The sequence below is a fragment of the Chryseobacterium oranimense genome (assembly GCF_900129755.1).
Taxonomy (GTDB): domain Bacteria; phylum Bacteroidota; class Bacteroidia; order Flavobacteriales; family Weeksellaceae; genus Chryseobacterium; species Chryseobacterium oranimense.
On sequence record NZ_FQWT01000001.1, the window covers coordinates 919,078 to 943,497 of the forward strand.

Below are 24,420 nucleotides of genomic sequence, written 5' to 3' on the forward strand. Positions count from 1 at the left end.
ATTAACAAGCTGTGAAGCAATAGAAACCATTTTCAAGGCTGGAATGTGGTGGGGAATTATCCTAGTCGTTGCAGTTGTAGTAATCCTTTTTCTGATCTTTTCGAGGGGTAAGAACTCTTAACCATTTTTTATGGAGAAGAATACTGACCTGGAAATTATTTCCCACTTAAAGCCTTCAAAAATTGTAAAGATCATGAAGGATCCCGAAGCCTCCGCAAAGGCGGTACACCTTATCTATACTACCGATGCGGAAACTGCCGGGATTACCCGCAAGAAAACCGGAAAGAAGTATTCTTATTATAAGGACGGCGAGAAAATTAAGGATAAGGATGAAATCAGCCGGATTAATAAGCTGGTTATTCCGCCTGCATGGGAAAATGTATGGATCTGCGCCCTGGAAAACGGCCATCTTCAGGCCACAGGGTTTGATGCAAAACGACGGAAACAATACCGATATCATCCTTTGTGGAGCGCTTTAAGAAACCACACCAAGTTTTACAGAATGCTTCAGTTCGGGTATGCTTTGCCAGATATACGGCTTCAGGTAGAACAGGATCTGGCTCTGAGGAATTTCGAAAAAAGAAAAATACTGGCGTTAATCGTGAGTTTAATGCAGCATACCAACATCCGTATTGGCAACAATGCGTATGAAAAGCTGTATGGTTCTTTCGGACTGACTACTTTGAAAGATAAACATGTAAAAATTAAAGGCCAGAAGATTACGTTTTCTTTTAAAGGGAAAAAAGGGATCATGCATAGCATTGACCTGAGAAGCAGAAGGCTTTCAAGGCTTGTGCAGAAGTGCAAGGATATTCCCGGAAAAGAACTTTTCCAGTATTTTGATGATGAAGGAAACCGTCATTCCGTAGATTCCGGGATGGTGAACGAGTATATTAAGGAAATAAGCGGTGAAGATTTTACGGCCAAAGATTTCAGAACCTGGTCCGGAACTGTAAGTGCTCTGATCGCTTTTAAAGAAATCGGTTACGCTGAAAATAACAGCCAGTATAAAAAGAAAGTAAAAGAAGCCCTGGAAATCGTTGCCCAACATCTTGGAAACACCAGTACAGTATGCAGGAAATATTATGTACATCCGCTGGTCATTAATCTGTACGAAAACAATACAATCAAAAAATATCTTGATGAACTGGAACAGATCGAGGAAAATGACGGGAAAGCAGGCCTTACCCATGAAGAAAAGCTGGTACTGAAAATCCTTGAAAACGAAAAGATGTAGTGACGAATGGAAGATTAATGCCTGAAGATAAAGTTGTTGAAGCAAAATGTTCAAAATCGAGACACGTATAATCCCTATCCGATAACAGCATACCAGTAAATACCTAATAAACAGACACTTAATAAATTACTCTTAAAGCCATCTAACGCAACAATTATTTCAATGTTTTGATTTATACAATTACTATAAAACGGAATATCGTTACATTCAATTAAAAAAATAAATCCAGAAGCATCAAAACAATCTATTATGTATCATCAAAATGATATTTTTTTGAATATAAAACAGTAATCGGCTTCCTTTTATAAAGATGAGGACTTTTTTTTCTTTGCGTTAATTATTGTAAATTTGTATACCAACATATTGATTAATTTTTAAAATAATACAACATAATATGTCAAAAGCAATTTCGCAAGTACCATTTGCAGTAAACGAGCCGGTAAATTCTTATGTACCGGGGTCTCCAGAAGTTAAAAGCCTTATCGCCACTTACAAAAAGATGTGGGCTGAGAAGACAGAAATTCCAATGATCATCAATGGAAAGGAAGTGAAAACTGCTGAAAAAGTTCAGCTTCAGTCTCCTCAGGATCATGCTCATGATTTCGGATTTTACTATAAAGGTACCATGCAGCATGTAGATGACGCTATCAATGCGGCACTGGCAGCTAAAAAAGAATGGAACGAACTGGGCTGGGAACAGCGTGCGGCGATTTTCTTAAAGGCAGCTGATCTTTTGGCAGGACCTTACAGAGATGTGATCAATGCAGCAACCATGATTGGCCAGTCTAAGAACGTGCACCAGGCTGAAATAGATTCTGCATGTGAATTTATCGATTTCTTAAGATTCAACGTAGAATTCATGACTGAAATGTATTCTGAGCAGCCGGTTTCTGACGCTGGAATCTGGAACCGTGTAGAGTACAGACCATTGGAAGGATTCTGTTTTGCAGTAACTCCATTCAACTTTACAGCGATTTCCGGAAACCTGCCTACTTGTATGGCTATGCTTGGGAACGTTGTGGTTTGGAAACCTTCCGACAAGCAGGTTTATTCTGCAAAAGTAATCATGGATGTATTAACTGAAGCGGGTCTTCCTGCCGGTGTAATCAACATGATCTTTACAGACGGAAAAGAAACTGCTGAGAAAGTTTTGGCTCATCCTGATTTTGCAGGTCTTCACTTCACAGGGTCTACGAAAGTATTCCAGGGAATGTGGAAAATGATCGGTGATAATATCCATAACTACAGAACATATCCAAGAATTGTTGGGGAAACAGGTGGGAAAGACTTTGTCATTGCTCACCCTTCTTCTAATGTAGAGGCTGTAGCGACTGCTTTGGTAAGAGGTGCTTTCGAATACCAGGGACAGAAATGTTCTGCAGCTTCAAGAGCCTATGTACCAAAATCGCTTTGGGCTGACGTGAAAAAAGTAATGGAAACCCAGATGAATTCTATTAAAATAGGTTCTCCTGAAGATCCGTCTAACTTTGTGAATGCAGTAATCGATAAGAACTCTTTTGAAAAATGCAAAGGATATATCGAAAGAGCTAAAGCATCCGGTGAAGCTGAAGTAGCAATCGGTGGGAAATATGATGATTCTAAAGGATGGTTTGTACACCCAACTGTAATTGAAACTACTAATCCTCATTATGAAAGTATGGTTGAAGAGATTTTCGGCCCTATCTTATCCGTTTATGTATATGAAGATCAGGATTGGAAAGAGACTTTAAAATTAGTAGATTCCACTTCTCCTTATTCATTAACAGGTTCTGTTTTTGCACAAGACCGTTATGCAATCAATGAGGCTTTCAAAGCTTTAGAAAATGCTTCGGGTAACTTCTATATCAATGACAAACCAACAGGTGCGGTAGTAGGCCAGCAGCCTTTCGGAGGAGGAAGAGCTTCAGGTACAAATGATAAGGCAGGTTCTAAAATGAACTTATTAAGATGGACCTCTGTAAGAAGTATTAAAGAAACTTTCGTTTCTCCAAAAGATTACAAGTATCCGTATCTAGGTTAATTACAATAAAACCCTGTTCATGATGAGTAATCGGTAATGAGCAATAAGTAATTATAAAAAATCCCTCGGAAATATCATTTTCGGGGATTTTTTATGAATGGTATTAGAAAGATAATAATTGATTCCAGCGAAAACTCGAAACTCAAAACCCGAAACTCAGAACTCGAAACCCTAAACTTGTCACCTGATTTCCATTCCCTAACACCTTTTAACAAACTTTATCTATGTTTTAATACTTTTAAATATTACTTAGGAATAATTATTGAACTTTACTAAATACACCAAAATAAAGTATTATGAAAAAGTTTTTGATAGCAGCCATAGGTTTAGGGATAATAGTTGTGAGCTGCGGAACCAAAGAATCTTCCATGTCATCCGGTACTACCGATTCAACGGCAGTAGATACTACCAGAACCGCGACACCGAACAGAACCGTAACTCCGAGTACGACAGATTCTGCAAAGGTGACTAATCCTGATACAATCAAGATGAAAGTAGATTCAATGGCAACCACACCTCCGGCAAAATAGATACAAATAAGTTTAATCTAAAAATGGAAAATCCACAGATGAAAGCTCTGTGGATTTTTTTGTTGGAATTCAACGATTCAATTTAAATACTGTATAAAAACATAATTTTATCAGAATATATAACATGCAACTATAAAAAGAGCTTAATATTTTTTTATATTTGATTGTATTTAAACATCAAAATTAATTATTATGAAAAAATTATGGATAGGAGCTGTTCTGGGAGTTTTGTTTTTAGGAAGCTGTGCTCAGAATAAAGAAAAAAGAGAAGAGTTTAAAGATGAGCACAACAAGGATTCACTAAGGAATACAATGGGAGATTCAGCAGTTGCTAATTCTGAGCCGGCTGCTACCGTTCAGGATTCTTCTAAAATAAAAACCGACACTCTGAAGACAAAATAAAAAGTAAATCCGCAGCAAAACTGCGGATTTACACTTAAAAAAACTTGACTGAAAAAAACCGGGCAATCAACCCCGATTGTATTATAATATTGTATCAGGTTTAAATATTGATTCCTGATCTAAAAATTCTTCACGGTTAGTCCATCAGATAAAGTCGCAATCGGCACCGCTGCATGATCATTATCTTTCCAAAAGGCAGTATTGGAAAATACATCTGCCGATACGACCCCTTCATCTCATTAACTAAATTAAAATTTTCATGGTTTGCATAAAATAACTGCAGGTATTTTATACTGTTAGTGTTTTTTTGCATTTAAATTTGAACGCTGTTCTGCTTTACAGAAATCAAAGATTAAATAGAGTGACACATGCAGTATGCCTGTTACAGTAAAGCTGCCGCAAAGATATAGATGTGAAGGCCTTAGGTAAAACAATAGGTTACCCATTTTCGTGAAAATGAAAAGACTGTATGCAAAAAAAAGGGTGCTTTTAATTGTTTTCGTGAAAATGAGTATTTTTATCTGGTTGGTTTCCAGAGTCCAGATACTTAATATAGGCTGAAGGAGAAAAATCAGTCACCGCCTTAAATACGGAAGCAAATTTGCTGTGCGAAGAAAAACCACATTCATCAGCCAGAATACTTATTTTATACTGTCTGTATTTATCATCATTGATAAGCTTGTCTACAATATAATTAATTCTTAAACGGTTAACATATGTTTTTACATCTGCACTTTTATGCCGGTTGATTACATAAGACAGATATTTTGTATTGGTATTAAGTTCTGCAGCCAGAAATGACAAAGACATGTTCTTATTGTTGTACAGCTCTCCTTTTTCAAACTCTTCGAGAAGTTCCAGAAGCTTTGTTTCCGTCTCGGAAGTCATCATGAGGGATTCGTTCTTTCTTTTATCGTCCTCTCCTGCCCTGTCATCCACTTCTTCAACAGAGATATTTGAGAAATCAGAAATTTCTGTCTTTAAAGGAGATGTCTGGCTGCGGGAACCGATCATCTGTAGCTGTGTTCTTATAATATTTCTGAATTTTGCACGCTGTTTCTTCTGCTTTTTTCTAAAGAATACCAGAATAGCAACCAAGGCAGCAAGCAGTACAACAATTGCCGTATTTTTAACAATACTGATCTGAGCGTTTTTTTTACTTGGCTTTACTGGTGCTTCAGGACTTTTAAAAATAAGCTCGCGGTTTGTTGCTGTAAGATCGTCATAGGCTCTTACATATTTTAAAGCATACAGAGAAGCTTTAAAGCTATCCCCCGTTCCTTCATAAAAATCATTGATATTGGAATATACAGCTTTTTTCAGTTTGAGACTTTTTGAGCTGTCTGCTATATTTTCAGCTTTTTTAAGGTAGAATTCTGCATCTTTCCAGTTTTTCTGTTTCAGACGGATCCCGCCCAGTCCGTTATAAACCAGACCCAGAACACAGCATTTAGTTTTAAGCAAGGATTCTGCTTTCCTGTAATGATTTTCAGAAGCTGTGTAATCTTTAAGCTTAAGATATATGTCTCCAAGAATCTGATAAGAAGCGGCTACTGCCCATTTATTATCCTGATCATCTTTCCCAAAGAAATTTAATGATTGTTCAATATATTTCACCGCTTCAGGGTAGCTGCTTTGCTCAATTTCATAATAGGCCATTTCCTGACTCAGCAATCCCAGTATTTCTCCTTTTTCCTGAACATCAGTGATCCGTTTTGCGGCTACCATACCTTGCCGCGTATATTTTTTTGATCTTTCAAAAAGTCCTACCAGCCGGTATTCTTTAGCTAAAAACCTATTGACACGGGATTGCCATTCTGCATCATCAATCTGGTTGAGCAGGGAATGGGCGTTTTCACCATAACATAGAGATTTTTTGAATTCTCCTGACGAATGATACAGCTCTGCTGAAAGTAAAAGACTCTTCACTTTGTCCAGAGGTTTTTGCGCCTTCATATATAATGAATCTGCTGTTTTCAGGGCCTTAGGAATCTCTTTTGGATCTACCTGAACAGATGTTCTTTCACAGACCTGGTCAAAATTATATTTTTTCTGGGCAAGAAGAGGCACAGCAGTAATGAACAAAAACAAAAGTTTCAGCAGACTTCTAGACATAAAAAGGCAAATTATTATTTTGATTTTATAATAATTCATCATTCTCATGGGGTGTCTTTTTGTTTTTACAAAGCTACTAATATTTTATATTTTATTAAAACATTCTTTAATTATTTAATTTTTTTAACTAAAAAATCAAATTTCATTTATTTTAATAACATATCCGTAAAGGTTTTTACCTTAAATAGATTTATAACATTTAGAAATAAAATATCCGTAACTATTTTCTTTCCATGCCGACATATTGTTAACATAATTATTACATTTGTAATCAATAAAAAGTTTTTATGAAAAAATTAGCAATATTTTCTTCTTTATTTATAGGAGCTCTGGCATTGGCACAGGGAATTAAATTTGAAGACAGTAATTTCTCAGCTATACTGGCAAAAGCCAAAAAGGAGAATAAACTGGTATTTGTAGATGCCTATGCATCATGGTGCGGTCCTTGTAAACTGATGGTGAAAAATATTTTCCCGCTTCAGACTGTTGGCGATTTTTACAATTCCCATTTCATCAATGCTAAAATAGATATGGAAAAAGGAGAAGGGATAGGCCTTGCCAAGAAATATAATGTAAAAGCATTTCCAACCTATCTTTTCATTAATGGAGACGGAGAAGAAGTACACAGAACATTAGGATACGTAGAGGAAAAGGATTTTATCCAGTTTGCCAAAGATGCTGAAGATCCTAGTAAAAGACTTACCGCCTTAAAACAAAAGTTTGAAAACGGAGAAAAGGATCCTGAGTTTTTAAAGAATCTTGCAGGCCTTACCATTTACAACGATTCCGAATTTGCCGGAAAAGTACTGGACCGATATTTCCAGCAAAAGACCGTGCTTGACCAGGAAGATATACAAATGCTGCTTTCTGGAATACAAAGTACGGAAAGCCCGTTATACAAGACTTTCCAGTCAAGAAAATCCGACATTACCAAAATCCTGCCGGAAGACCGATATGCAAAAGTAGACAAGAGCATACAACTCAATACTGTTCTTAAAAAGTCTTACAATGCAGATACAAAATCGTGGAACGACAGCTATTTCCTTGCGGAATCACAAAAATTCATGCCTAAGGACGAAGCTGAAAAAACCCTGAAAAGAGCAAAAGCCAACAGGGCTTTAAAGAATAAAGATATCCCGACCTATGAGAAACTGACACTGGAACTGTATAAAGATTATTCTGCAGCAAGTTCAGAAGAGCTAAATTCCCTGGCGTGGAACTTTTTTGAAAACGTAAGCAATAAGGCCTCCCTGGAAAAAGCAGTAAGCTGGGCCCAGGAATCTGTAAAGAAAGATGAAAACTATGCAAATACAGATACACTGGCTAATCTTTACAACAAAATAGGAGATAAAAAGAACGCTAAAATCTGGGCTGAAAAATCTGTTCAGCTGGCTAAAAGTACAGGCCAGGATTCTACAGATACAGAGAAATTATTGAAAAGTCTTTAATTGATAGTTATTATATAAAAAAGCATCGGCCGGGCTTTGCCCGGCCGATGCTTTTATTTTTACCACCCGTCAGATCTTTGATCTGCTACCCCTCCGGAGGAGGGGAATTATCTTCTGGCATTTGGCTATTTTGCAGTTTTGCTATTTTGCCTGTTTTCAATTAATATTCAAACAGTACGCTTCCCCAGGTAAATCCACTTCCGAAAGCCGAAAGAAGCACAAGATCTCCTCTTTTGATTTTTCCTTCCTCAATAGCTTCACTTAATGCAATAGGAATCGAAGCTGCCGTTGTATTTCCGTATTTCTGGATATTGTTATGGATCTTTTCATCCGGAAGTCCGAATTTCTGCTGTACAAACTGGGCAATCCTCAGATTGGCCTGGTGAGGAATGAACATATCAAGATCTTCTACTGTTTTTCCTGCTTTATTCAAAGCTTCCATCATTGTTTCAGGGAATCTTGTCACCGCATGCTTGAAAACGAAATTACCGTTCATGATAGGATAAACTTCTTTATTCGTTACATTTTCAGGTTCTTTTCTCATCCTGTCGCTCCACCCGAATTTAGATCCGGGAAACTGAGTACACAGTTCATCTGCATATTTCCCCTCCGAATGCATGTTGACGGCTAAAATATCTCCTGCATTTTCATCTTCAGTGGCAGATAATATGATAGCTCCTGCCCCATCTCCAAAAATCACGGAAACCCCTCTTCCTTCATCGGAAAAATCCAGTCCGAAAGAATGGATTTCTGCTCCTACCACAAGGATATTTTTATAAGTTCCTGATTTGATAAAAGCATTGGCAACACTCATAGCATACACAAATCCTGAACATTGGTTTCTTACATCCAGAGCACCGATGGTATCACATCCCAGCATATCCTGTAGCAATACCCCGCAACCCGGGAAATAATAATCCGGAGAAAGTGTCGCAAAAACAATATAATCTATATCCTGAGCGGTAAGACCCGCTTTTTCAAGAGCTTTTTCAGAAGCTTTAAATGCTAAATAAGCTGTGGTTTCCTGAGAATCATTTCTGTTTTTTCTGTGTCTTCTTTCTTTGATGCCCGTTCTTTCCGTAATCCATTCGTCATTGGTGGTCATCAACTTTGCTAAATCATCATTCGTAACAACATTATCTGGAACATAAAATCCGATCCCTTTTATTGTACTTTTAATCATATAGTTTTTTTAATTTTGGCAAAGATAAAATTATTTAACACATAGTTTTTCAAAATATTAGTATTTTTATTGTATGCCAATCGACACGATATACAGAGACTCCCAATGTGAATGGGTAGATGTAGAGGCTCCCACAGCGGAAGACCTGAAATTTCTTCACGAAAGATATGAAATCAATAATCTTCTTCTGGAAGATACGATGGATCCCAACCACCTTCCCAAGTATGAAGAGGATGGCAACATTAAATTTTATCTCCTCCGAGAAAGCACAGAACTGGAGCGGAAAAACCTCAATACAATAAGCGACATCAGCACAAAAATCGGGATTTTCCTGGTGGATAATACAATTATCACCATCCACAGGATGAAGACCAGAAGCATTACAGAGACGAAGAAACAGGTCTCTTCGATGCAGGCAGATATTCCGCCTTCAAAAATAGCTTTGGCAATTGCCCTTCTGATTATGAAAAGCTTTGATGATGAATCAATCAGCCTTATGGAAACTATGGACAATATTGAAAATGAGATCTTTCTTAAAAATACCAACCATACCAACCAAATCAGAAGACTGTATAAGCTGAAAAGAAAATCCGGGCTGAATTCAAGAGTGCTGACCATTTCCACGGATGCGGTAGATAAATTTAAATTATTAAATCTGCAAGACTCCGAAATCGTTGATTTAAAAGATAAACATAAGGACGTTGTAGCGGATTTTGACCACCTGAACATCCAGATCACCAACCTTATTTCGATGTTCCTGGCACTTTCGGATCAAAAGGCCAACCAGGTAATGAAAGTGCTTGCTATTTATTCAGTTTATTTCTTACCAATTACCTTCATTGCCGGTGTTTACGGAATGAATTTCGATAATATGCCGGAGCTTCATCATAAATACGGCTATTTTATAACCTTGGGCATTATGGCTTTGGTGGTGATCTGCACATTTATTTATGCAAGGCGTAAGCAATGGTAATTCCTGGAAGGTATTAAGCGGAGAAGGTGGTAATGTTGCTGATAACAAAGCTTTTGAATATTTTATACGGATATAACAATAAAAGTAATCTTTGAATCCTGGCATTTAAGCCCAAACAGCTAAACACCCAACCACCATGAAAACTGAAAATTTAGATAAAATCCTTAAGGAAAATGTACTTTCCGGAGCATCTAAAGAAAAACTGTCTGCATTGCATGAAAATATTTCTTCCAAAGAATTTTCCGACCTGCTGGATGCCCGGGGAAACCAATATGTGGAGTTTGTTCAGGAAGGAGGCGGTGTCTGGGGAAGTGCACTGGTAGGTTATCTTTATGGGCTGGAAATATTCGGAATCCGTTTCCTGAAAGTAGCAGGAACCAGTGCAGGAGCCATCAATACAATGCTTATTGCAGCCTGTAAAACCAAGGAGGAAGCTAAGAGTGAAATCATCAAAGATATTCTCTTCAGCTGGAATTTCGCCGATTTCATGGATGGAAAAGAATATGTGAAAACCACTATTCATGCGATTCTTAACAATAAGAATTTCTTTAAGATCAATGCTATCATTCTTGCTGTTGTCATGATCATCCTGGTGATTATTCCTTTTGCTGCCCGGCCGGAAACGACCCTCAATGCCAAGCTGCTTTTCCTGATTCCTTTAATTCCTGTAATCATTTCCTTTTTCTGCATCAAAAAGTTTTATAATGATTTCAGAAAGCAGAACAGCGGGTTCAATCCCGGAAATACGTTTCTCCAAACAATGGAAAATGTCCTGGATAGTTTCGGAATCAAAACAGTAGCTAATCTTAATGAAAAATTTATCCAGAAAGAATATGACCTGAAACTGAATTACCGCTACGGAAACAATCAGGAGTATTATACGATTGCCCTGAAAAGCATAGAAGCGATCAAGGGTAAAAATATTGAACATATTGATCAGACAAGCTACAGAATATTCTATGAAAGTGCCGTGGGTAACGATTATTACAAGAACAATCCTTTTTACCAACTCCGTTCGGAATATGTTGTGATTACTACCGATATTAATGCCAAGATCAAGGTTGAGCTTCCTACCATGGCCAATTTATACTGGTCGGAAGAGGAACTGAAGCACATCAGTCCCGCTGAATTTGTAAGGGCATCCATGTCTGTTCCGTTCTTTTTTGAGCCATTCCAGAAGAGAATTAATAAGGATGATGATTCTGTGAAATATGCCTGGAAATTCTGGATGAATACGAAACCGGAAGGCATCTACCCTGCCGGACTTTTTATTGATGGCGGAAGTATTTCCAATTTTCCGATCGATATCTTTCACGCAAGCGATGTATTTTATCCAAGGATGCCACTTTTCGGGGTACAGCTAACGAGTGATTCGGATCTTCTTTCAGAAAAGGGAAAAACCAGTGAGGAAATTCTCAAAACTCCTTTTTCTTATGCCGGAAACATCATCAGTACTTTAAAAGGTTTTAATGACAAAACATTCTTAACCAAGCATAGTTTCTATCGTCTTTACAGTATCCAAAGCGTAAACTGCGGAACAAGCAGCTGGCTGAATTTCTTCATGAAAAGACAAGAAAAAGAAGATCTGTTCAACAGAGGCTTTCAGGCTGCCCTTGACTTCCTGAATCAGTTTGACTGGGAAAAATATAAGTATGAAAGAATGATGCTTTCGATGAAGGAGAAAAAGATTCTGAAAGAGGAGGATACGAAAACGGTGGGGTAAGGAATTTTGGATATGTCAGAACTTTCAATAAAAGAATAATCATTTAATAGTAACCTACAATTTGCCCTTTCTAATAATTTTTACAAAAACTTGAAATATTATCCAAAAACTAAAATCAATATGTCCTTTTGGAAATACCTGTTATTTGCCAATATTTGCTTTTTTTCCTCATAAGCTGTAATTCCGAGCAATTTGACAAAGAGAAATGGCTTTCAGGAGATTCAGCATTATACAGCGGACATCGCAAGAAAATGCTAAATCACCTGATGAAAAATATTCTCAGCTTTGAACATGGAAATAAAAAAGGGACCAGCAAAAAAGAGGTAATCAAACTCATCGGAAAACCAGATCAAATTAATAAAGAAACCGGAGCTGAAATTTATTTTATTGAAGAAAAAACAGGCTTGATTGATCCAAACGGCTATATTAACCTGCATTTGATTTATAAAAGTGATTCAAAATTAATCAGTTGGAGGATTGAAAATGTAGATTATAAAAAATAAAAAAATTAATATGGGCGGATTCATAGAACTTTACAAAATTGATAAAACCAAAATCAAAGAAAGACTGTATCCCAAACTTTCTGATACAGCCCTTCCTGAAATATACAACAGCAATCTAAATACAAGTTTCGGAACCTTTCAAAATTATCTGATTAACAACAAAAATAGCCTCGATTACCTCAATACTTCCTATGAAACGATTCTCAAAAAGCTTCAGACAGAGAAATTCACTTTGGAACATAATGAGTTTTCTGCCATTTTTGATTGGTTTACCTGGTATTATCAGGATAAACATCAGGGTGATGAAATTATTTTTGCAGAATATGGTCTGATTGCAATCGGAAACCTCAATGTACGATATGAAGTTCCTGTATTTTTTGCACTTACTGATGACGGAATCAGAGATTTTTATTTGCCGCTTCTAAATCCCACAGATTTCGAATGGTATAATGATTCATCCTATCTGAATACCCAGAAAATACGGCTGATGATTGATTACCTTGTTGTATTATGCTTTAATATTGCCGGATACAAAAAAGATCCATGCCAACAGGATATCAAAGAAAACTTTATAATTTCTGATAGTAGAAATGATCCGAATATGCAGATAAGTACATGGAAACATCTGGAATCTTACCTTAACGGCAATAAAAATAACCGCAGCACAATGGAATATCTTTTTGAAGACGGCTACACCTATATTCCGGGAATAGTATTAGATATTAAAAGAAATCTTGGAAGTTATCAGGGCCTAATTTATAAAGATAACTCCTATTAACTTATAATGCCTCCAAAAACTCCAGATATATCGGCACACTCCTTTCCACCCATTCTTCTGAAGGATCATTTTCGATTCCGTAATACACAAAAGGTTCCTTATACTCTGCCCTGATATAATCGAAAGTCAGCTCGTAAGGCCGGAAAAGCTCATTCATGGTATATTTATATTTTCCGGAAGCGCTGTACCCTTCTTCATCAATTCCTGCTGTAACGGCTAATGTTATTTTCTTTCCTCCTGCTTTGAAGCCGCTTTTACTTCCGTAAGCCCAGCCGTAAAGAAGCACTTCATCAAACCATTTTTTCAGAAGTGGCGGACTGCTGAACCAGTAAAACGGAAACTGGAAAACAATTTTGTCATAAGATTCTATCAGCTGCTGTTCTTTTGCCACATCGATTTTTTCGTCCGGATAAGCATCGTATAATGAATGAACGGTATATTTTTCAGGATACTTTTTCAGTTCTTCCATCCATCTTTTATTGATCACCGATTTTCCCATTTCCGGGTGAATAATGATAATTAATGTTTTCATTTGTTTAAATTTCTTCAGCAAAAATAATATACGTAACTTACATTTCTATCATTAGTGTCCAATTGTATGGTACTATAAAAAATGTAAGTAATGACTAAAATAAAGGAAACATCAACCAATTTTGCCAATAAAAAAGCCCTGGCCGACGAGTGTCCGGAGATCTACGCTTCCAATACGATTGGCGGACAGTGGGCCCTTGCGATCTGCTGTTATCTGATCAACGGAAAATTAAGATTTGGAGAACTTAGAAAAAAATTAAACAATATCACGGAACGGATGCTGACACTCCAGCTCCGCAGACTGGAGGAAGACAGGATCATTACCAGAACTGTTTACGCAGAAGTTCCTCCGCGTGTGGAATATGAACTTACTGAAATCGGGTATAAGTTAAAACCCATTATCCTGGAATTTGAAAAATGGGGCAAAGAACATAAGGAAATCATGAAAAATGCAGATTCTGTTTCAAAGCTATAGAAACTGTAGATCCGGGTTTAGGCTAAAGCCGGATTGCATATGTTTATTATTGAACGGACTAAAGTCCGTTGCTATTGATGTAGATGCATACCCATTGATTCAATAGAAATTAATTTCATTATAAAACAGATTTTACAACAACTTTATGACTGCATTAGACTCTTTAAGAGAAACTTTATCTTTCCAGGCATCCAGAAATAATCCCGGGGCCAATTATTACTATGAATTTGAGATTGTTCCGTTTGATCAATCTATCCATGCGACGGATTTTATGAGAACCCATTTTCATTTAAAATACAACGATACATTGACTGTACATGAAATAAGCGAATCTGAATTCAAAAAAGCCATATATCATTGGTTCTTTGAATGTGAAGGTTCAAAAAATGCCAATACAAACCCTTCAGAAAATACGGAATATGTAGAAAGCTTTTATCAGTCTTTAGCATCTGAGACCAAAAGAAAAAGGATTTATCACTTTCAGAATGTGAATGAAGGGCATTATGAATATCAGCTGGGTATCTATTTTGACTATTTTTATATTGAAGGGGAGGAAAATAATTTTCTGGTTTATTTTAATATGCAGGATTAATCTGTAACTCTACTTCATCCAAAGCGGTTCCTGCTTCATAACATCCTTATAAACAGGACAATGTTCTGCATGCGCCCCTTTCAGATATCCTGTACTCATTAAAAATTCATTCACGATCTCCCCGCCGGTAAATTTGAATGTTTTTTTAAAGAGTTTCATCCATTCAGGAAGGGTTTTAGGATGATGATGCTCCAGCCATTTTTCAAATGAGCCGAATTCCTCCTGTAAGTTTAGAATGGTTTTAGCGTTTTCAATAGCAGCATTAACTTTCAGGCGGTTGCGGATAATTCCGGGATCATTCAGCAGTCTTTCCCGGTCTGCTTCCGTATAAGCAGCAATAGCCCGGATATCAAAATTGCTGTATGCCTTCCTGAAGCTTTCCTCTTTCTTGAGTACTGTTTCCCAGCTCAGCCCTGCCTGGTTGATCTCCAGGATCAGTCTTCCGAAAAGCTCATTGTCATCGTGGATCGGAAATCCGTAATGGTTGTCGTGGTAATTTTTATGAAGTTCCTTCCTGCTTTCAGGCTTCATTCCTTCTATTGCTGAACAATAACTCATTTAAATAAATTTTCTGTTTTGGTTAAAAATTTTTCCAAAGCTTCTTTAATATCTATCCCAGTACGATCTGCTAAAACAATAATCCACCAGATATTTTCACCCAATTTATGTTCTAGCTCTGCAGCAGAATCTTTTTTCAGCCATCTTTTCTGATGCGACATGATATTTCTTCCCACAAGTCCGGCATCCGTAAGATAGGCCAGAGCATCTTCTTCCAAGGTCCATTCTGTGCCGTGATGCTGTTTTTCCAGCTGATGGTACTGTTCTCTGATCTTTAAAGAACGATTTATGATTTCGTCAAAATTATTTTGATCCATTCTTTTTATAATTAATTCAGAAGGTAAAGATAAATCAAGATTGTGACAACTGTTTGTCAGTAGTCTTTTTAATTTAAATTTTTTATCCTGAGAGTTTTTATAAAATCATAAATTAGAGCTTTAAAAAATATGACATGAAATTTTTTTCTTTTCTTTTAGCTCTGATTTTTGTCTCCTTTAATGCGCAGACAATATATTCCAAGGCTTACGGTAATCCAAAAGATATCCCCATCATTTTTATTCATGGCGGACCGAGCGGAAATGCCACTCTATTTGAAGGAACCACAGCCCGGAAGCTAGCAGATAAAGGATTTTATGTGATTGTATACGACAGACGCGGAGAAGGCAGATCCAAGGATAAAAATGCTTCCATGACTTTTACAGAAAGCTTTGAAGACCTCAACGGAATTTATAAAATGTATGGGATTGACAAAGCAAACATTGTTGCCCACAGCTTTGGAGGAATTATAGGAACATTATTTACAAAAAAATTTCCTGATAAAGTAAGCTCATTAACTCTGGTGGGAGCTTTATTTTCCCAGCAGGAAACCTACGATCATATTTTAAAACAAGCCAAAGAAAAGTTTAAAAATGATTCTTCGAAAATGGCTGAAATTTCTGAGATTGAACATTTAAGTAAAAACTCAGCAGATTACAGGAAAAGATGCTACAATTTAGCAAGCGATATGAAATTATTCAGCATGCCTTCACCAACCCCGGAAAGCCAGAAATTAAGAACTGAATATGAGTCCGGTGAGTTTTACGCTGCTAATTTCAGAAATCCGGAATCCCCTCTGAAATTCTATAAAAATGAAAGTCAGAATAATCTTGACAATACTGCCGTTTTGAAAGAAATCAAAAAAACAGGCATCCCGATTTTTGCGGTCTACGGAAAAAATGATGGAATATTTTCTGAGAAACAACTCAATGATATAAAAAATATAGCCGGAAAAGATCATTTTAAGCTGATAGACAATTGTTCACATTATTTATTCGTAGATCAACAGGAAGAATTTCTGCAATTCATAAGTTTACTATCAAATAAAGTGTAGTTTTGTAAAAATGACCATATCAGGAACTCATATAAAAAACTACAAAGCACTTATCCTGGTGTTTGTATTGGTATTTTCATTATCTCCGTGTTCCTTAAAAAGAGATTTTCTCAGTATTTTTGATATCCAGCACATCAGTGGCTTAAATAAAGTTAAAATCACCGGCAGTGCTGCATCCTGTGTTTTCTCCGGTGAAACCTCATCTTCGAGGATAATTCTTTCAAAAGCTGATGTAAAGCTTAAAAACAGTGGTTTTATTTTCTATTCAGATACAGAACTCAGCTTCAGAGAAGAAAAAATTACATTTCCAAAATATTCCGGGCATACTTCCGGAAACAGCCCTCCAAAGTATATTTTATTTAAAAGACTGAAATTGAATCCGGCTTAAAGTTTTTAACCGGAACCATTTTTAAAACAAAGTCTTTTAATACAATATAATTTCAATGAAACATATATCAGACAGCCCGTCTTCTCATCTGGCGGGGCTCTATCTATTGCCTTTCCGGCTTGTGATCGGATGGACCTATTTTTCAGCTTTCTGGCGAAGGCTCATTCTCGAAAACAAACTTATTCCTGAAGAAGCAGGATATATCGGGGAAAAGTTCAATCATTTCCTGCCCAATGCTTTAGGCATAAAACCTCTTATAGAATACCTGGTCACGCATCCGGATACCCTTCAAACTTCAATGATGGTTTTTACAATCCTGGAAGCTGTTGTAGGATTATTCATCATTTTAGGGTTATTGACAAGGCTAATGAGTATAGGAATTTTTGGTCTTGCCCTGGGAATTCTCCTGGGCTCAGGCTGGATCGGCACGACCTGCTTGGATGAATGGCAGATAGGCGTTTTGGGAATCGCGGGAGGATTTGTTTTATTCCTTACCGGAAGCGGTCCTTTTTCTTTAGATTATTATTTCATTAAGAATCATAAAAATTTCATCCACAAAAAGTGGTTTCCATGGTTAGCATCGGGTATTCTTCCTTTATCAAAGCCTAAAACCCTTGTCTTCGTAGGCTCAGTGTTCGTTTTCGGACTTACGCTGTATACCAATCAATATTTTCATGGTGGAATCTGGGGAAAACTGCACAATAAATCCGTAAAACCCAAAATTGAAATTTCCAATATTTCTCTCATGAACTCGGATTTAAAATTTGAGGTGTACAGAACTGAAGGTGCAGATGTATACGGTTCTTTTCTGATTGGCATCCATATTCTGGATCAGAACGGAAACATTTTAAAAGAGCTTAACCACAAAGAACTTTCGGAGTTTCCGAAAGAAAATATCAGTAATCATTATGTAGCGAAAGTGAAGCCGGGAAAACACAGTCTGGTAATTCCACTCGGCTCAAAGGCTAATCTTACGGTGAGTCTTAATGATATTTTAACGGAAAAAGAAAAAATCCATTCCGTAAAGCTGATTGATATCAGCGGGGTTGAATGGACTGTAGCATTAAATCAGTAAGTGTTTTTAAGATTATTAAGTTGAGATGCTTCGACTCCGCTCAGCATGATAGCACGAAAAAAGCGCCGGTAAAAAACAGTCAGTATTAGAAATGTCATGCTGAGCGGAGTCGAAGCATCTTCATATAAACTAATGATTGGTATAATTTCATAATCATTTTCCACAAAAAAAGCCTCCGGACATTCCGGAGGCTTTGTATTTATTCAGATCAATTTAGTGTACACCACTCAAATCTATTTTTTCTTTGCTTTTTCTTTCCTTAATGAAAAGAATGAACGGGATACACACAAGGAAAATAACCCCTAAATAAAGGAAGACATCCATGTATGAAAGTACCGTAGCCTGTTTGGTTACCGACATATCCAGCATTTTATACGCTGCATTCATTGCTGCATCGGGAGTCATTCCTTTTGCGATAAAGCTGGCTTTTAATCCGTTCAGACGCTGCTGAACATCAAAACTGTTTTCATCGAGGTGCGAAATCAGGTTGAGTCTGTATTTCTGGCCTGCGTTGGCAATAAATGTAGTAATTGCTGCAATCCCGAATGAACCCCCAAGCTGTCTCATCATTCCGGTGAATGCAGCCCCCTGGCCGATTTCCTGTCCTTTCAGCGTACTTAATGACAGTGAAGTGATCGGGATAAACAGAAGTCCTAAACCGGCTCCTCTTACGATCAGCATCCAGAAAAAGGCATCTTTACTGGTATCCGGGGTGAGGATTTTATACCCCCAGAAGCTATAGATAAAGAAAATGAACAGTCCCAGAGACACCAGAATCTGCTGTTTTGCTCCTTTCGAAAGCAGTCTTCCGATTATAGGCATCATAAAGGCTGTCGTCAGTGCCGCAGGAATCATCAAAGCTCCCGATTGCAAAGCCGTCCATCCTAAAATACTTTGGGTATACAGCGGTACGATAAATGTAGAACCGTATAACCCAAACCCTAAAACGAACGACATGACGGTTCCGATTCTTAAGTTTCCGTTTTTCAGTACCCTGAGCTCCACGATGGGATATTTGAAGGTAAGCTCTCTCCAAAGGAATAATATAAACCCTAAAATAGCCGATACGGTAAATGTTACGATCATTCCGCTCTCGAACCAGTCTTCCTCATGACCTCTTTCCAGGATAAACTGTAAAGATCCTACAGTAACTGCGAGTAAAGCAATTCCTATCCAGTCTACATCCGAAACCTTTCGTTTTTCCGCATATTTAGGACTTTTCACAAACTGTAAAGTCATCAGCGTTGCTGCTATACCAATTGGAATATTGATATAGAAAATATACGGCCAGCTGAAATTATCTACAATATATCCTCCCAATGGCGGGCCTAAGGTTGGGCCGATAATTACCCCCAAACCGTAGATGGCCTGCGCCATACTTCTTTTCTCAATAGGATACGATTCTGTAATGATCGTTTGCGAGGTCACCAGAAGCGCTCCCCCACCTATTCCCTGCATCAGCCTGAAAAATACGAGCTCCCAGATATTGGTGGCATTTCCGCATAGAAAGGAAAAAACAGTAAATATGATGATGGAAGCAGCAAAATAATTCCTACGTCCGAACTGCTGTGACAGCCAGCTCGTCATCGGCACGATAATAACGTTACCGATTGCATAAGCTGTGATCACCCAGCCTACTTCAGAAAGTGTGGCTCCAAGGTTCCCCTTCATCTCATTAAGGGCAACGTTCACAATCGTGGAGTCCACAATTTCAAGCAGAGCACAAAGGATTGCCGTGATCGTAATGATCACTCTCCGGGCTCCATATTCTACTAATGAATCTTGCATAATATTTTGTACAAATGTTTGTATTAATGTAAATGTAGAATGTATTAATGATGTAAAATTTGGCTAAAACCAATGTGTAATTGTTTTATGCAAGCGGGCTAAAGCCCGCTCCTATTGAAGATTTAAATTTTTAAATTCTCCGATTTTTCAATCAGCCATTCATCAATACATTGTACGTGAATACATTCATACTATTTCAATGCTACCTCTGCTTTCACGTTCATTCCTGTTCTCAGTCTTTTTGCAATGTTCTTGTCAAGATTTACAAAATCGATCTTTACAGGAAGTCTCTGAACCACTTTTACGAAGTTACCGCTGGCATTATCCGGAGGCAATATGGAAAAAGTAGCTCCTGTTGCAGGTGAGAATGAGCTTACTACCCCATCAAATTCCTGATCAGGGAAAGCATCGATCTCAATTTTCACTTTCTGCCCTTCCACCATTTTATCTACCTGTGTTTCTTTGAAGTTGGCCACCACCCATTTCTGATCGTTTTTAACCAAAGCAAAAAGTTGTGATCCGGCCTGAAGATATTGTCCCGGCTGAGTGGAAACTTTTCCTACATATCCGTCTTCCGGAGCAAGAATTACGGTGTATGATAGATTTAATTTAGCATTTTCCACATCTACTTCTCTCTGTTTTGCCACTGAACCGGCAACGCTGATCTGCTGAGAGCTGGCTGCAGTCTGGGAAGATGCAATGGTAGTCTGCTGAGCGATTTGGTTTCTCTGGTCTACTAAAACCTGAAGCTGTCTGTCTGCAGACTGTTTAGCGGCCAAAGCCTGCTCATATTGTTGTTCCGTAATAGAATGATCTTTTACAAGATTAGCATATCTCTTCAGATCCTGAGAAGTTTTCCATACGTTTACTTTAGCTGCTTCTATCTGTGCATTGGCTGTTGTTACTGCTGCCTGGGAAGAGCTGATATTCTTTGAAGTTGCGGTTGTAGTTGCTTCTGCATTTGAGATATTGCTTTTAGCTGTTGATAAAGCAGCCTGCGCCTGTTCAAGAGCCATTTTCTGATCTCTGTTATCCAGGATCACTAAAGTATCTCCTTTTTTTACGAACTGGTTATCCTTTACTTTTACCTCTGCTACATATCCTGAAATTTTGGAAATTACCGGTGCCATGTTGGAAGTAATCTGTGCATCATCAGTTTCTTCATGGTACTGTCCGTAAGTAAAAGCTCTGTATCCGTAGATCCCTCCGCCAATTACTACAGCGGCTAAGATGATAGGGAAAACTAAACTTTTTTTCTTTTTAGGTTCTGTTTGGGTATTATTATTTTCCATTTTGGTTTGAGTCTGATTATTTAATTGTTAAAGTTCCTGTTGTCTGTAATAGTTTTCTGTAGGCTAAAGCTGCATCTGCCTTTGCATTGATCACTCCTACGTTAGCTGCTATCTGGGCAGCATCTGCATCCAGAAGTTCTGTCATGGTTGCAAGTCCGTTGTCGTATTTATTTTTGGTAATTCTGTAATTTTCATTAGCCTGTTCAGCTGCTTTTTCATACACAGCGATTCTCTTTTTAGAGTAATCTGTATTCTGGTATTCTCTGTTCACATCAAGCTTAATGTTGTCATTCAGCAATTCATCATTGGCAGCCAGCTGTTTTTCTCTTGCCTGGGATTGTTTCAATGAAGAGTTTTCTTTCCAGATATTGGATAAGTTATAAGAAATTCCAACTCCTACATTGACGGCATTGTATATGGTAAGAAATTTTGGAATATCTGCCGCTACATATCCTCCTGTAAATGCAATTGAAGGAAGGTTTTCAGCCTTTGCCGATTTGGTACCCAATTCTGCAGCTTTTCTCTGCTGGGCAAGGGCCTGCAAGTCCTTACGGTTTTCTTTAGCTTCATTTACATAGTAATCCACCGTTCTTACATCGGATCCTTCATCAATATAATTCTGGTCAACTTCAATTTCTGTAGTTTCAGGCAGTCCCAGTAACAGGTCCATATTGATGTTGGCGATATTGTAGTTGTTTTTAGCTTCCAATAATTGCAGTTCTATATTTGAAGTCTGAAGATTCGCTTTTAAACGGTCGTTTCTTGCGATAACCCCATTGTTTTCAAGCTTAAGAAAAGTTTCGTCCCTCTTTTGCGAAGCGGTAAGGTTTTCTTCTAAAACTTTGATGGACTGGTTGGCTTTAAACAGGTTATTATAAGCCTGAGCCACATTATAAGCAATCGCTATTTTATCATTTTCAGTGCTCAGCTTTGATGCTTCCACCAGATATTTTGCAGACTGGATCCCGTATTTGATTCTTCCACCACTGTAGATAGGAACACTAAGATTAGCTGATCCATAGGCAACCTGATGTACTTCCGGCCCTCCTGCGGCTGAGACACCCGGAAGTTTCAGATCCACATTGGGTTTAAGAGGAAGGTACATATAACTTCCCGAAACTTTCAGCTCCGGAAGCTGTCTGTTTTTGGCTTCCAAAAGATCTGCCGTTGCTTCTTCAATTTTAGCGGCATCTATCTTAAGGCTTTTACTGTTCTGGATTCCCAGCTGCACGGCTTCATCGAGGGTGAGCTGTTTTTTCTCCTGAGCATTTATGGCTGCAATTCCCATAAAAAGGGATAATGCCAACACCGAATTATTTATTCTCTTCATAACCTAAAAGGTCTTTTAGTAAATATTTTATATGTTTATTAAGTTCTGTGTAGTATTTTTCATCAAAAACTTCATCATCCGTAGTATCGTTAAGGAATTCTTTATACATTTCTTTGGCGTTGGATGCATAAAATAAGGTCCCGCTTATAGTGGCATGAAGTAGATAGATAGGAGGTTTTTTGGTGAAAATCCCTTTTTTCAATCCGCTTTCAAGCACCTGCGAATACATGGAGATAAAGCCCATTTTAGTCTGCTTCAGAAATTCCACGATCTGAGGATTTTCCGTATGAAGCTGCTCACGCTGCATGATCCTGTAGAAACATTTGTGATGTCTTACTCTTCCGGAAAACTGGTCTACGATCTTTTCTATCTTCTGCCATTCGTCGATATCCGTTCTTTCCAGAATGTCTTTTGAAAAGAACTGTCCTTCATTCATTCTGTATTCCACCAACTTCTCATACAGCTTTTCCTTTGAACCGAAATAGTAAGAAATCATAGAGATATTTACATTTGCCGCCTTGGAGATCTCCCTGGTGGAAGTTCCGTCGAAACCTTTTTCAGCAAAAAGTTTTTCTGCAGCAAATAATATATTTTCTTCTTTTGAAACCATAGTTCTTCTATTTTTCAGGGCGCAAATTTACACAAGATTTTCAACAAATCAAACGATTGATTGATTTTTTAATCTTCTTTTAATATTTATTAATATAAATCACTGATTATTAATAATATTAGAATTTAAAAATTTAATGAAAAATTAATAAATAAGAACCTATTCTTAATGTAGAACTTTACATAAAATAAAATCCGGAACATGTCCGGACTAAAAGTATTATTACGATTCACCAGCGAAATGCTGCCGAATTATGAATTTTTATGAATGTAACGTGATAGCTTGATACCCAGATCTGTCCAGACAATTTTGGGGTTCCCGTTCCTCGTCAGGTGAAGATCTGCCATATTGATTTCTTCCAGGATACTTTCTATATTGGCTCCGCTTATGAATTTAGAAAATCCATCCCAGTTGAAACCTTCTGCGTTGATCTTTTTATAGACCAGATTTTCGGATTGGTAGTTCTGTAGCAGTGCCAGCCTGAAAATCTCTGAGCAATAATTAAGGAAATTCTTCTGCTTTTCTCTGTTCCAGCCGGCAATTTCTCTGGCCCAGAAGATGATGCTTTTTAAAAACTGTGGCTTCTTTTTCACCATGAATGCATCTCTTACCCATTGGATAAAAAGTTTTTCAAATTCGTCGCTTTTATGTCCGGAATTTAAAATTTTAAGGGCTTCATTGAGGTCTCCCTGCGCTTCATGAACAATTTCTCTTATTTTTCCCTCAGAAATCTGAAAGTTCTTTTTAAAATAGTTTTCCAGATCTTCATCACTGATTCTCGGGACTTCTACGATCTGCGTTCTGGAAAGAATGGTAGGAAGAATGTCGTTTGCCGTTTCGGCTGTAAGAAGGATGAGGGTTTTTGCCGGTGGTTCTTCCAGAAATTTCAGAAATTTATTGGCTGCCGCAATATTCATTTTGTCTGCTCTCCAAACGATCAGGATTTTGGTTCCGCCTTCAAAACTTTTCAGGGCAAATTTTTGGTTCTGATCATCAATTTCATCTGCAGAAATGAATAACTGTTTATTTTCAGATTCAAGAAAAGCAGTCCAGTCGTCATAACTAGCATAGGGAGAATCCAAGATCATTTCCCTGAAATCTTCAAATTTATTCTTGCTTAAAGAATTCTTATTATCAGTAAAAACAGGGAAACTGAAGTGCAGATCCAGGTGATTCAAATGTTCCACTTTGGAAGCGGCATGTTCATTTTCACGGCTGAAGATCTCTTTGGCATAAGCCAATACCAAAGGAAGTGTTCCATAGCCTTCTTTTCCTAAAAAAAGCTGGGCGTGGCTTACTCTGTTTTCAGCAATGCTTTCACGAAGAAGTTTTTTCAGATTTTCCTGTCCGGCGATGTTCTCCCAATTCATGCTCCAAAGATAAAGAATTTTTAGAACGGATGATTTCTGAAATGTGAATTTTGCTCCGCAAGTAAAGAGTGAATTTTAGTAATATAATTTATATAGGTCATAAAAATGTGGGCAAATCATATTCACAATT

The 24,420-nt window shown here is 37.6% G+C and carries 24 protein-coding genes; 14 read left to right on the forward strand and 10 right to left on the reverse strand.

All coding sequences use genetic code 11. The annotated features are described in order from the left end of the window. Positions 1-130: 130 nt before the first annotated feature. From BUB03_RS04175 to BUB03_RS04190, 4 genes are all read left to right on the forward strand, one after another. Positions 131-1,237: a DNA topoisomerase IB gene (locus BUB03_RS04175; RefSeq protein ID WP_040998862.1), complete on the forward strand. Its 1,107-nt coding sequence runs from the start codon at positions 131-133 to the stop codon at positions 1,235-1,237. A gap of 394 nt (positions 1,238-1,631) precedes the next feature. After that, positions 1,632-3,257: an L-glutamate gamma-semialdehyde dehydrogenase gene (gene pruA / locus BUB03_RS04180; RefSeq protein WP_073060437.1), complete on the forward strand. Its 1,626-nt coding sequence runs from the start codon at positions 1,632-1,634 to the stop codon at positions 3,255-3,257. Positions 3,258-3,553: 296 nt separating this feature from the next. Beyond that, positions 3,554-3,787 carry a hypothetical protein gene (locus BUB03_RS04185; RefSeq protein ID WP_040998858.1) on the forward strand — a complete coding sequence of 78 codons (234 nt, stop codon included), beginning with the start codon at positions 3,554-3,556 and terminating at the stop codon, positions 3,785-3,787. Between the two features lie 192 nt (positions 3,788-3,979). Then, positions 3,980-4,189 (forward strand): hypothetical protein, encoded by a 210-nt coding sequence (locus tag BUB03_RS04190; RefSeq protein ID WP_040998856.1) that lies wholly within the window; start codon positions 3,980-3,982, stop codon positions 4,187-4,189. Between the two features lie 489 nt (positions 4,190-4,678). On the opposite strand, the gene BUB03_RS04195 is transcribed toward BUB03_RS04190, so the two are convergent. After that, positions 4,679-6,304 (reverse strand): helix-turn-helix domain-containing protein, encoded by a 1,626-nt coding sequence (locus tag BUB03_RS04195; protein WP_175547479.1) that lies wholly within the window; start codon positions 6,302-6,304, stop codon positions 4,679-4,681. A 287-nt stretch (positions 6,305-6,591) separates the two neighbouring features. On the opposite strand from BUB03_RS04195, the gene BUB03_RS04200 reads away from it, so the two are divergent. Next, positions 6,592-7,752: a thioredoxin family protein gene (locus tag BUB03_RS04200; protein ID WP_073060442.1), complete on the forward strand. Its 1,161-nt coding sequence runs from the start codon at positions 6,592-6,594 to the stop codon at positions 7,750-7,752. Between the two features lie 160 nt (positions 7,753-7,912). Here BUB03_RS04200 and BUB03_RS04205 read toward each other — a convergent pair whose 3' ends face one another. Further along, a complete protein-coding gene (locus tag BUB03_RS04205) occupies positions 7,913-8,935 on the reverse strand; it encodes a 3-oxoacyl-ACP synthase III family protein (RefSeq protein WP_040998852.1) in 1,023 nt (340 codons plus the stop codon). 73 nt (positions 8,936-9,008) lie between these two features. Here BUB03_RS04205 and BUB03_RS04210 point away from each other — a divergent pair, with 73 nt between their 5' ends. The 4 genes from BUB03_RS04210 (at position 9,009) to BUB03_RS04225 (ending at position 12,912) form a co-directional block, all read left to right on the forward strand. After that, positions 9,009-9,908, forward strand: a complete 900-nt coding sequence (locus BUB03_RS04210) for a magnesium transporter CorA family protein (RefSeq protein ID WP_040998850.1) — start codon at positions 9,009-9,011, stop codon at positions 9,906-9,908. Positions 9,909-10,044: 136 nt separating this feature from the next. Next, on the forward strand, positions 10,045-11,631 hold the full coding sequence (locus tag BUB03_RS04215; protein WP_073060444.1) for a patatin-like phospholipase family protein: 1,587 nt from the start codon (positions 10,045-10,047) through the stop codon (positions 11,629-11,631). A gap of 266 nt (positions 11,632-11,897) precedes the next feature. Next, a complete protein-coding gene (locus BUB03_RS04220; protein ID WP_139258755.1) occupies positions 11,898-12,134 on the forward strand; it encodes a hypothetical protein in 237 nt (78 codons plus the stop codon). Positions 12,135-12,144: 10 nt separating this feature from the next. Beyond that, positions 12,145-12,912: a hypothetical protein gene (locus BUB03_RS04225; RefSeq protein ID WP_073060449.1), complete on the forward strand. Its 768-nt coding sequence runs from the start codon at positions 12,145-12,147 to the stop codon at positions 12,910-12,912. A gap of 1 nt (position 12,913) precedes the next feature. Here the strand turns inward: BUB03_RS04225 and BUB03_RS04230 are convergent, their stop codons facing one another. Next, entirely contained in the window at positions 12,914-13,444 is a 531-nt protein-coding gene (locus tag BUB03_RS04230) for an NAD(P)H-dependent oxidoreductase (protein WP_073060452.1), read from the reverse strand. 90 nt (positions 13,445-13,534) lie between these two features. Between BUB03_RS04230 and BUB03_RS04235 the strand changes: the two genes are divergently transcribed. Next, on the forward strand, positions 13,535-13,918 hold the full coding sequence (locus BUB03_RS04235) for a winged helix-turn-helix transcriptional regulator (RefSeq protein WP_073060455.1): 384 nt from the start codon (positions 13,535-13,537) through the stop codon (positions 13,916-13,918). 145 nt (positions 13,919-14,063) lie between these two features. Then, positions 14,064-14,510 (forward strand): hypothetical protein, encoded by a 447-nt coding sequence (locus BUB03_RS04240; protein ID WP_073060457.1) that lies wholly within the window; start codon positions 14,064-14,066, stop codon positions 14,508-14,510. A gap of 9 nt (positions 14,511-14,519) precedes the next feature. Here the strand turns inward: BUB03_RS04240 and BUB03_RS04245 are convergent, their stop codons facing one another. Further along, on the reverse strand, positions 14,520-15,068 hold the full coding sequence (locus tag BUB03_RS04245; protein ID WP_073060460.1) for a DNA-3-methyladenine glycosylase I: 549 nt from the start codon (positions 15,066-15,068) through the stop codon (positions 14,520-14,522). Beyond that, the gene (locus tag BUB03_RS04250) at positions 15,065-15,385 is read right to left on the reverse strand and encodes a MazG-like protein (protein WP_073060463.1); all 321 of its coding nucleotides are present in this window, start codon (positions 15,383-15,385) and stop codon (positions 15,065-15,067) included. The genes BUB03_RS04245 and BUB03_RS04250 overlap by 4 nt, the downstream gene beginning before the upstream one ends. Before the next feature lie 134 nt (positions 15,386-15,519). Between BUB03_RS04250 and BUB03_RS04255 the strand changes: the two genes are divergently transcribed. From BUB03_RS04255 to BUB03_RS04265, 3 genes are read left to right on the forward strand one after another with little or no spacing between them, the layout of a single operon-like run. Next, positions 15,520-16,437: an alpha/beta fold hydrolase gene (locus tag BUB03_RS04255; RefSeq protein WP_073060466.1), complete on the forward strand. Its 918-nt coding sequence runs from the start codon at positions 15,520-15,522 to the stop codon at positions 16,435-16,437. A 10-nt stretch (positions 16,438-16,447) separates the two neighbouring features. Then, complete coding sequence (locus BUB03_RS04260; RefSeq protein WP_073060469.1) at positions 16,448-16,825, forward strand: hypothetical protein; 378 nt, start codon at positions 16,448-16,450, stop codon at positions 16,823-16,825. A gap of 55 nt (positions 16,826-16,880) precedes the next feature. Further along, positions 16,881-17,900, forward strand: a complete 1,020-nt coding sequence (locus BUB03_RS04265; RefSeq protein WP_073060472.1) for a TQO small subunit DoxD — start codon at positions 16,881-16,883, stop codon at positions 17,898-17,900. A gap of 213 nt (positions 17,901-18,113) precedes the next feature. On the opposite strand, the gene BUB03_RS04270 is transcribed toward BUB03_RS04265, so the two are convergent. The 5 genes from BUB03_RS04270 to BUB03_RS04290 form a co-directional block, all read right to left on the reverse strand. Beyond that, a complete protein-coding gene (locus BUB03_RS04270; RefSeq protein WP_040998829.1) occupies positions 18,114-19,688 on the reverse strand; it encodes a DHA2 family efflux MFS transporter permease subunit in 1,575 nt (524 codons plus the stop codon). 191 nt (positions 19,689-19,879) lie between these two features. Continuing rightward, the gene (locus tag BUB03_RS04275) at positions 19,880-20,980 is read right to left on the reverse strand and encodes an HlyD family secretion protein (protein ID WP_040998827.1); all 1,101 of its coding nucleotides are present in this window, start codon (positions 20,978-20,980) and stop codon (positions 19,880-19,882) included. A 16-nt stretch (positions 20,981-20,996) separates the two neighbouring features. Continuing rightward, positions 20,997-22,310, reverse strand: a complete 1,314-nt coding sequence (locus BUB03_RS04280) for a TolC family protein (RefSeq protein WP_040998826.1) — start codon at positions 22,308-22,310, stop codon at positions 20,997-20,999. Next, positions 22,294-22,920 (reverse strand): TetR/AcrR family transcriptional regulator, encoded by a 627-nt coding sequence (locus BUB03_RS04285; protein WP_040998824.1) that lies wholly within the window; start codon positions 22,918-22,920, stop codon positions 22,294-22,296. Before BUB03_RS04285 ends, BUB03_RS04280 begins: the two co-directional genes overlap by 17 nt. 251 nt (positions 22,921-23,171) lie before the next feature. Next, entirely contained in the window at positions 23,172-24,290 is a 1,119-nt protein-coding gene (locus BUB03_RS04290; protein ID WP_073060475.1) for a DNA polymerase III subunit, read from the reverse strand. Between the last annotated feature and the right edge of the window lie 130 nt (positions 24,291-24,420).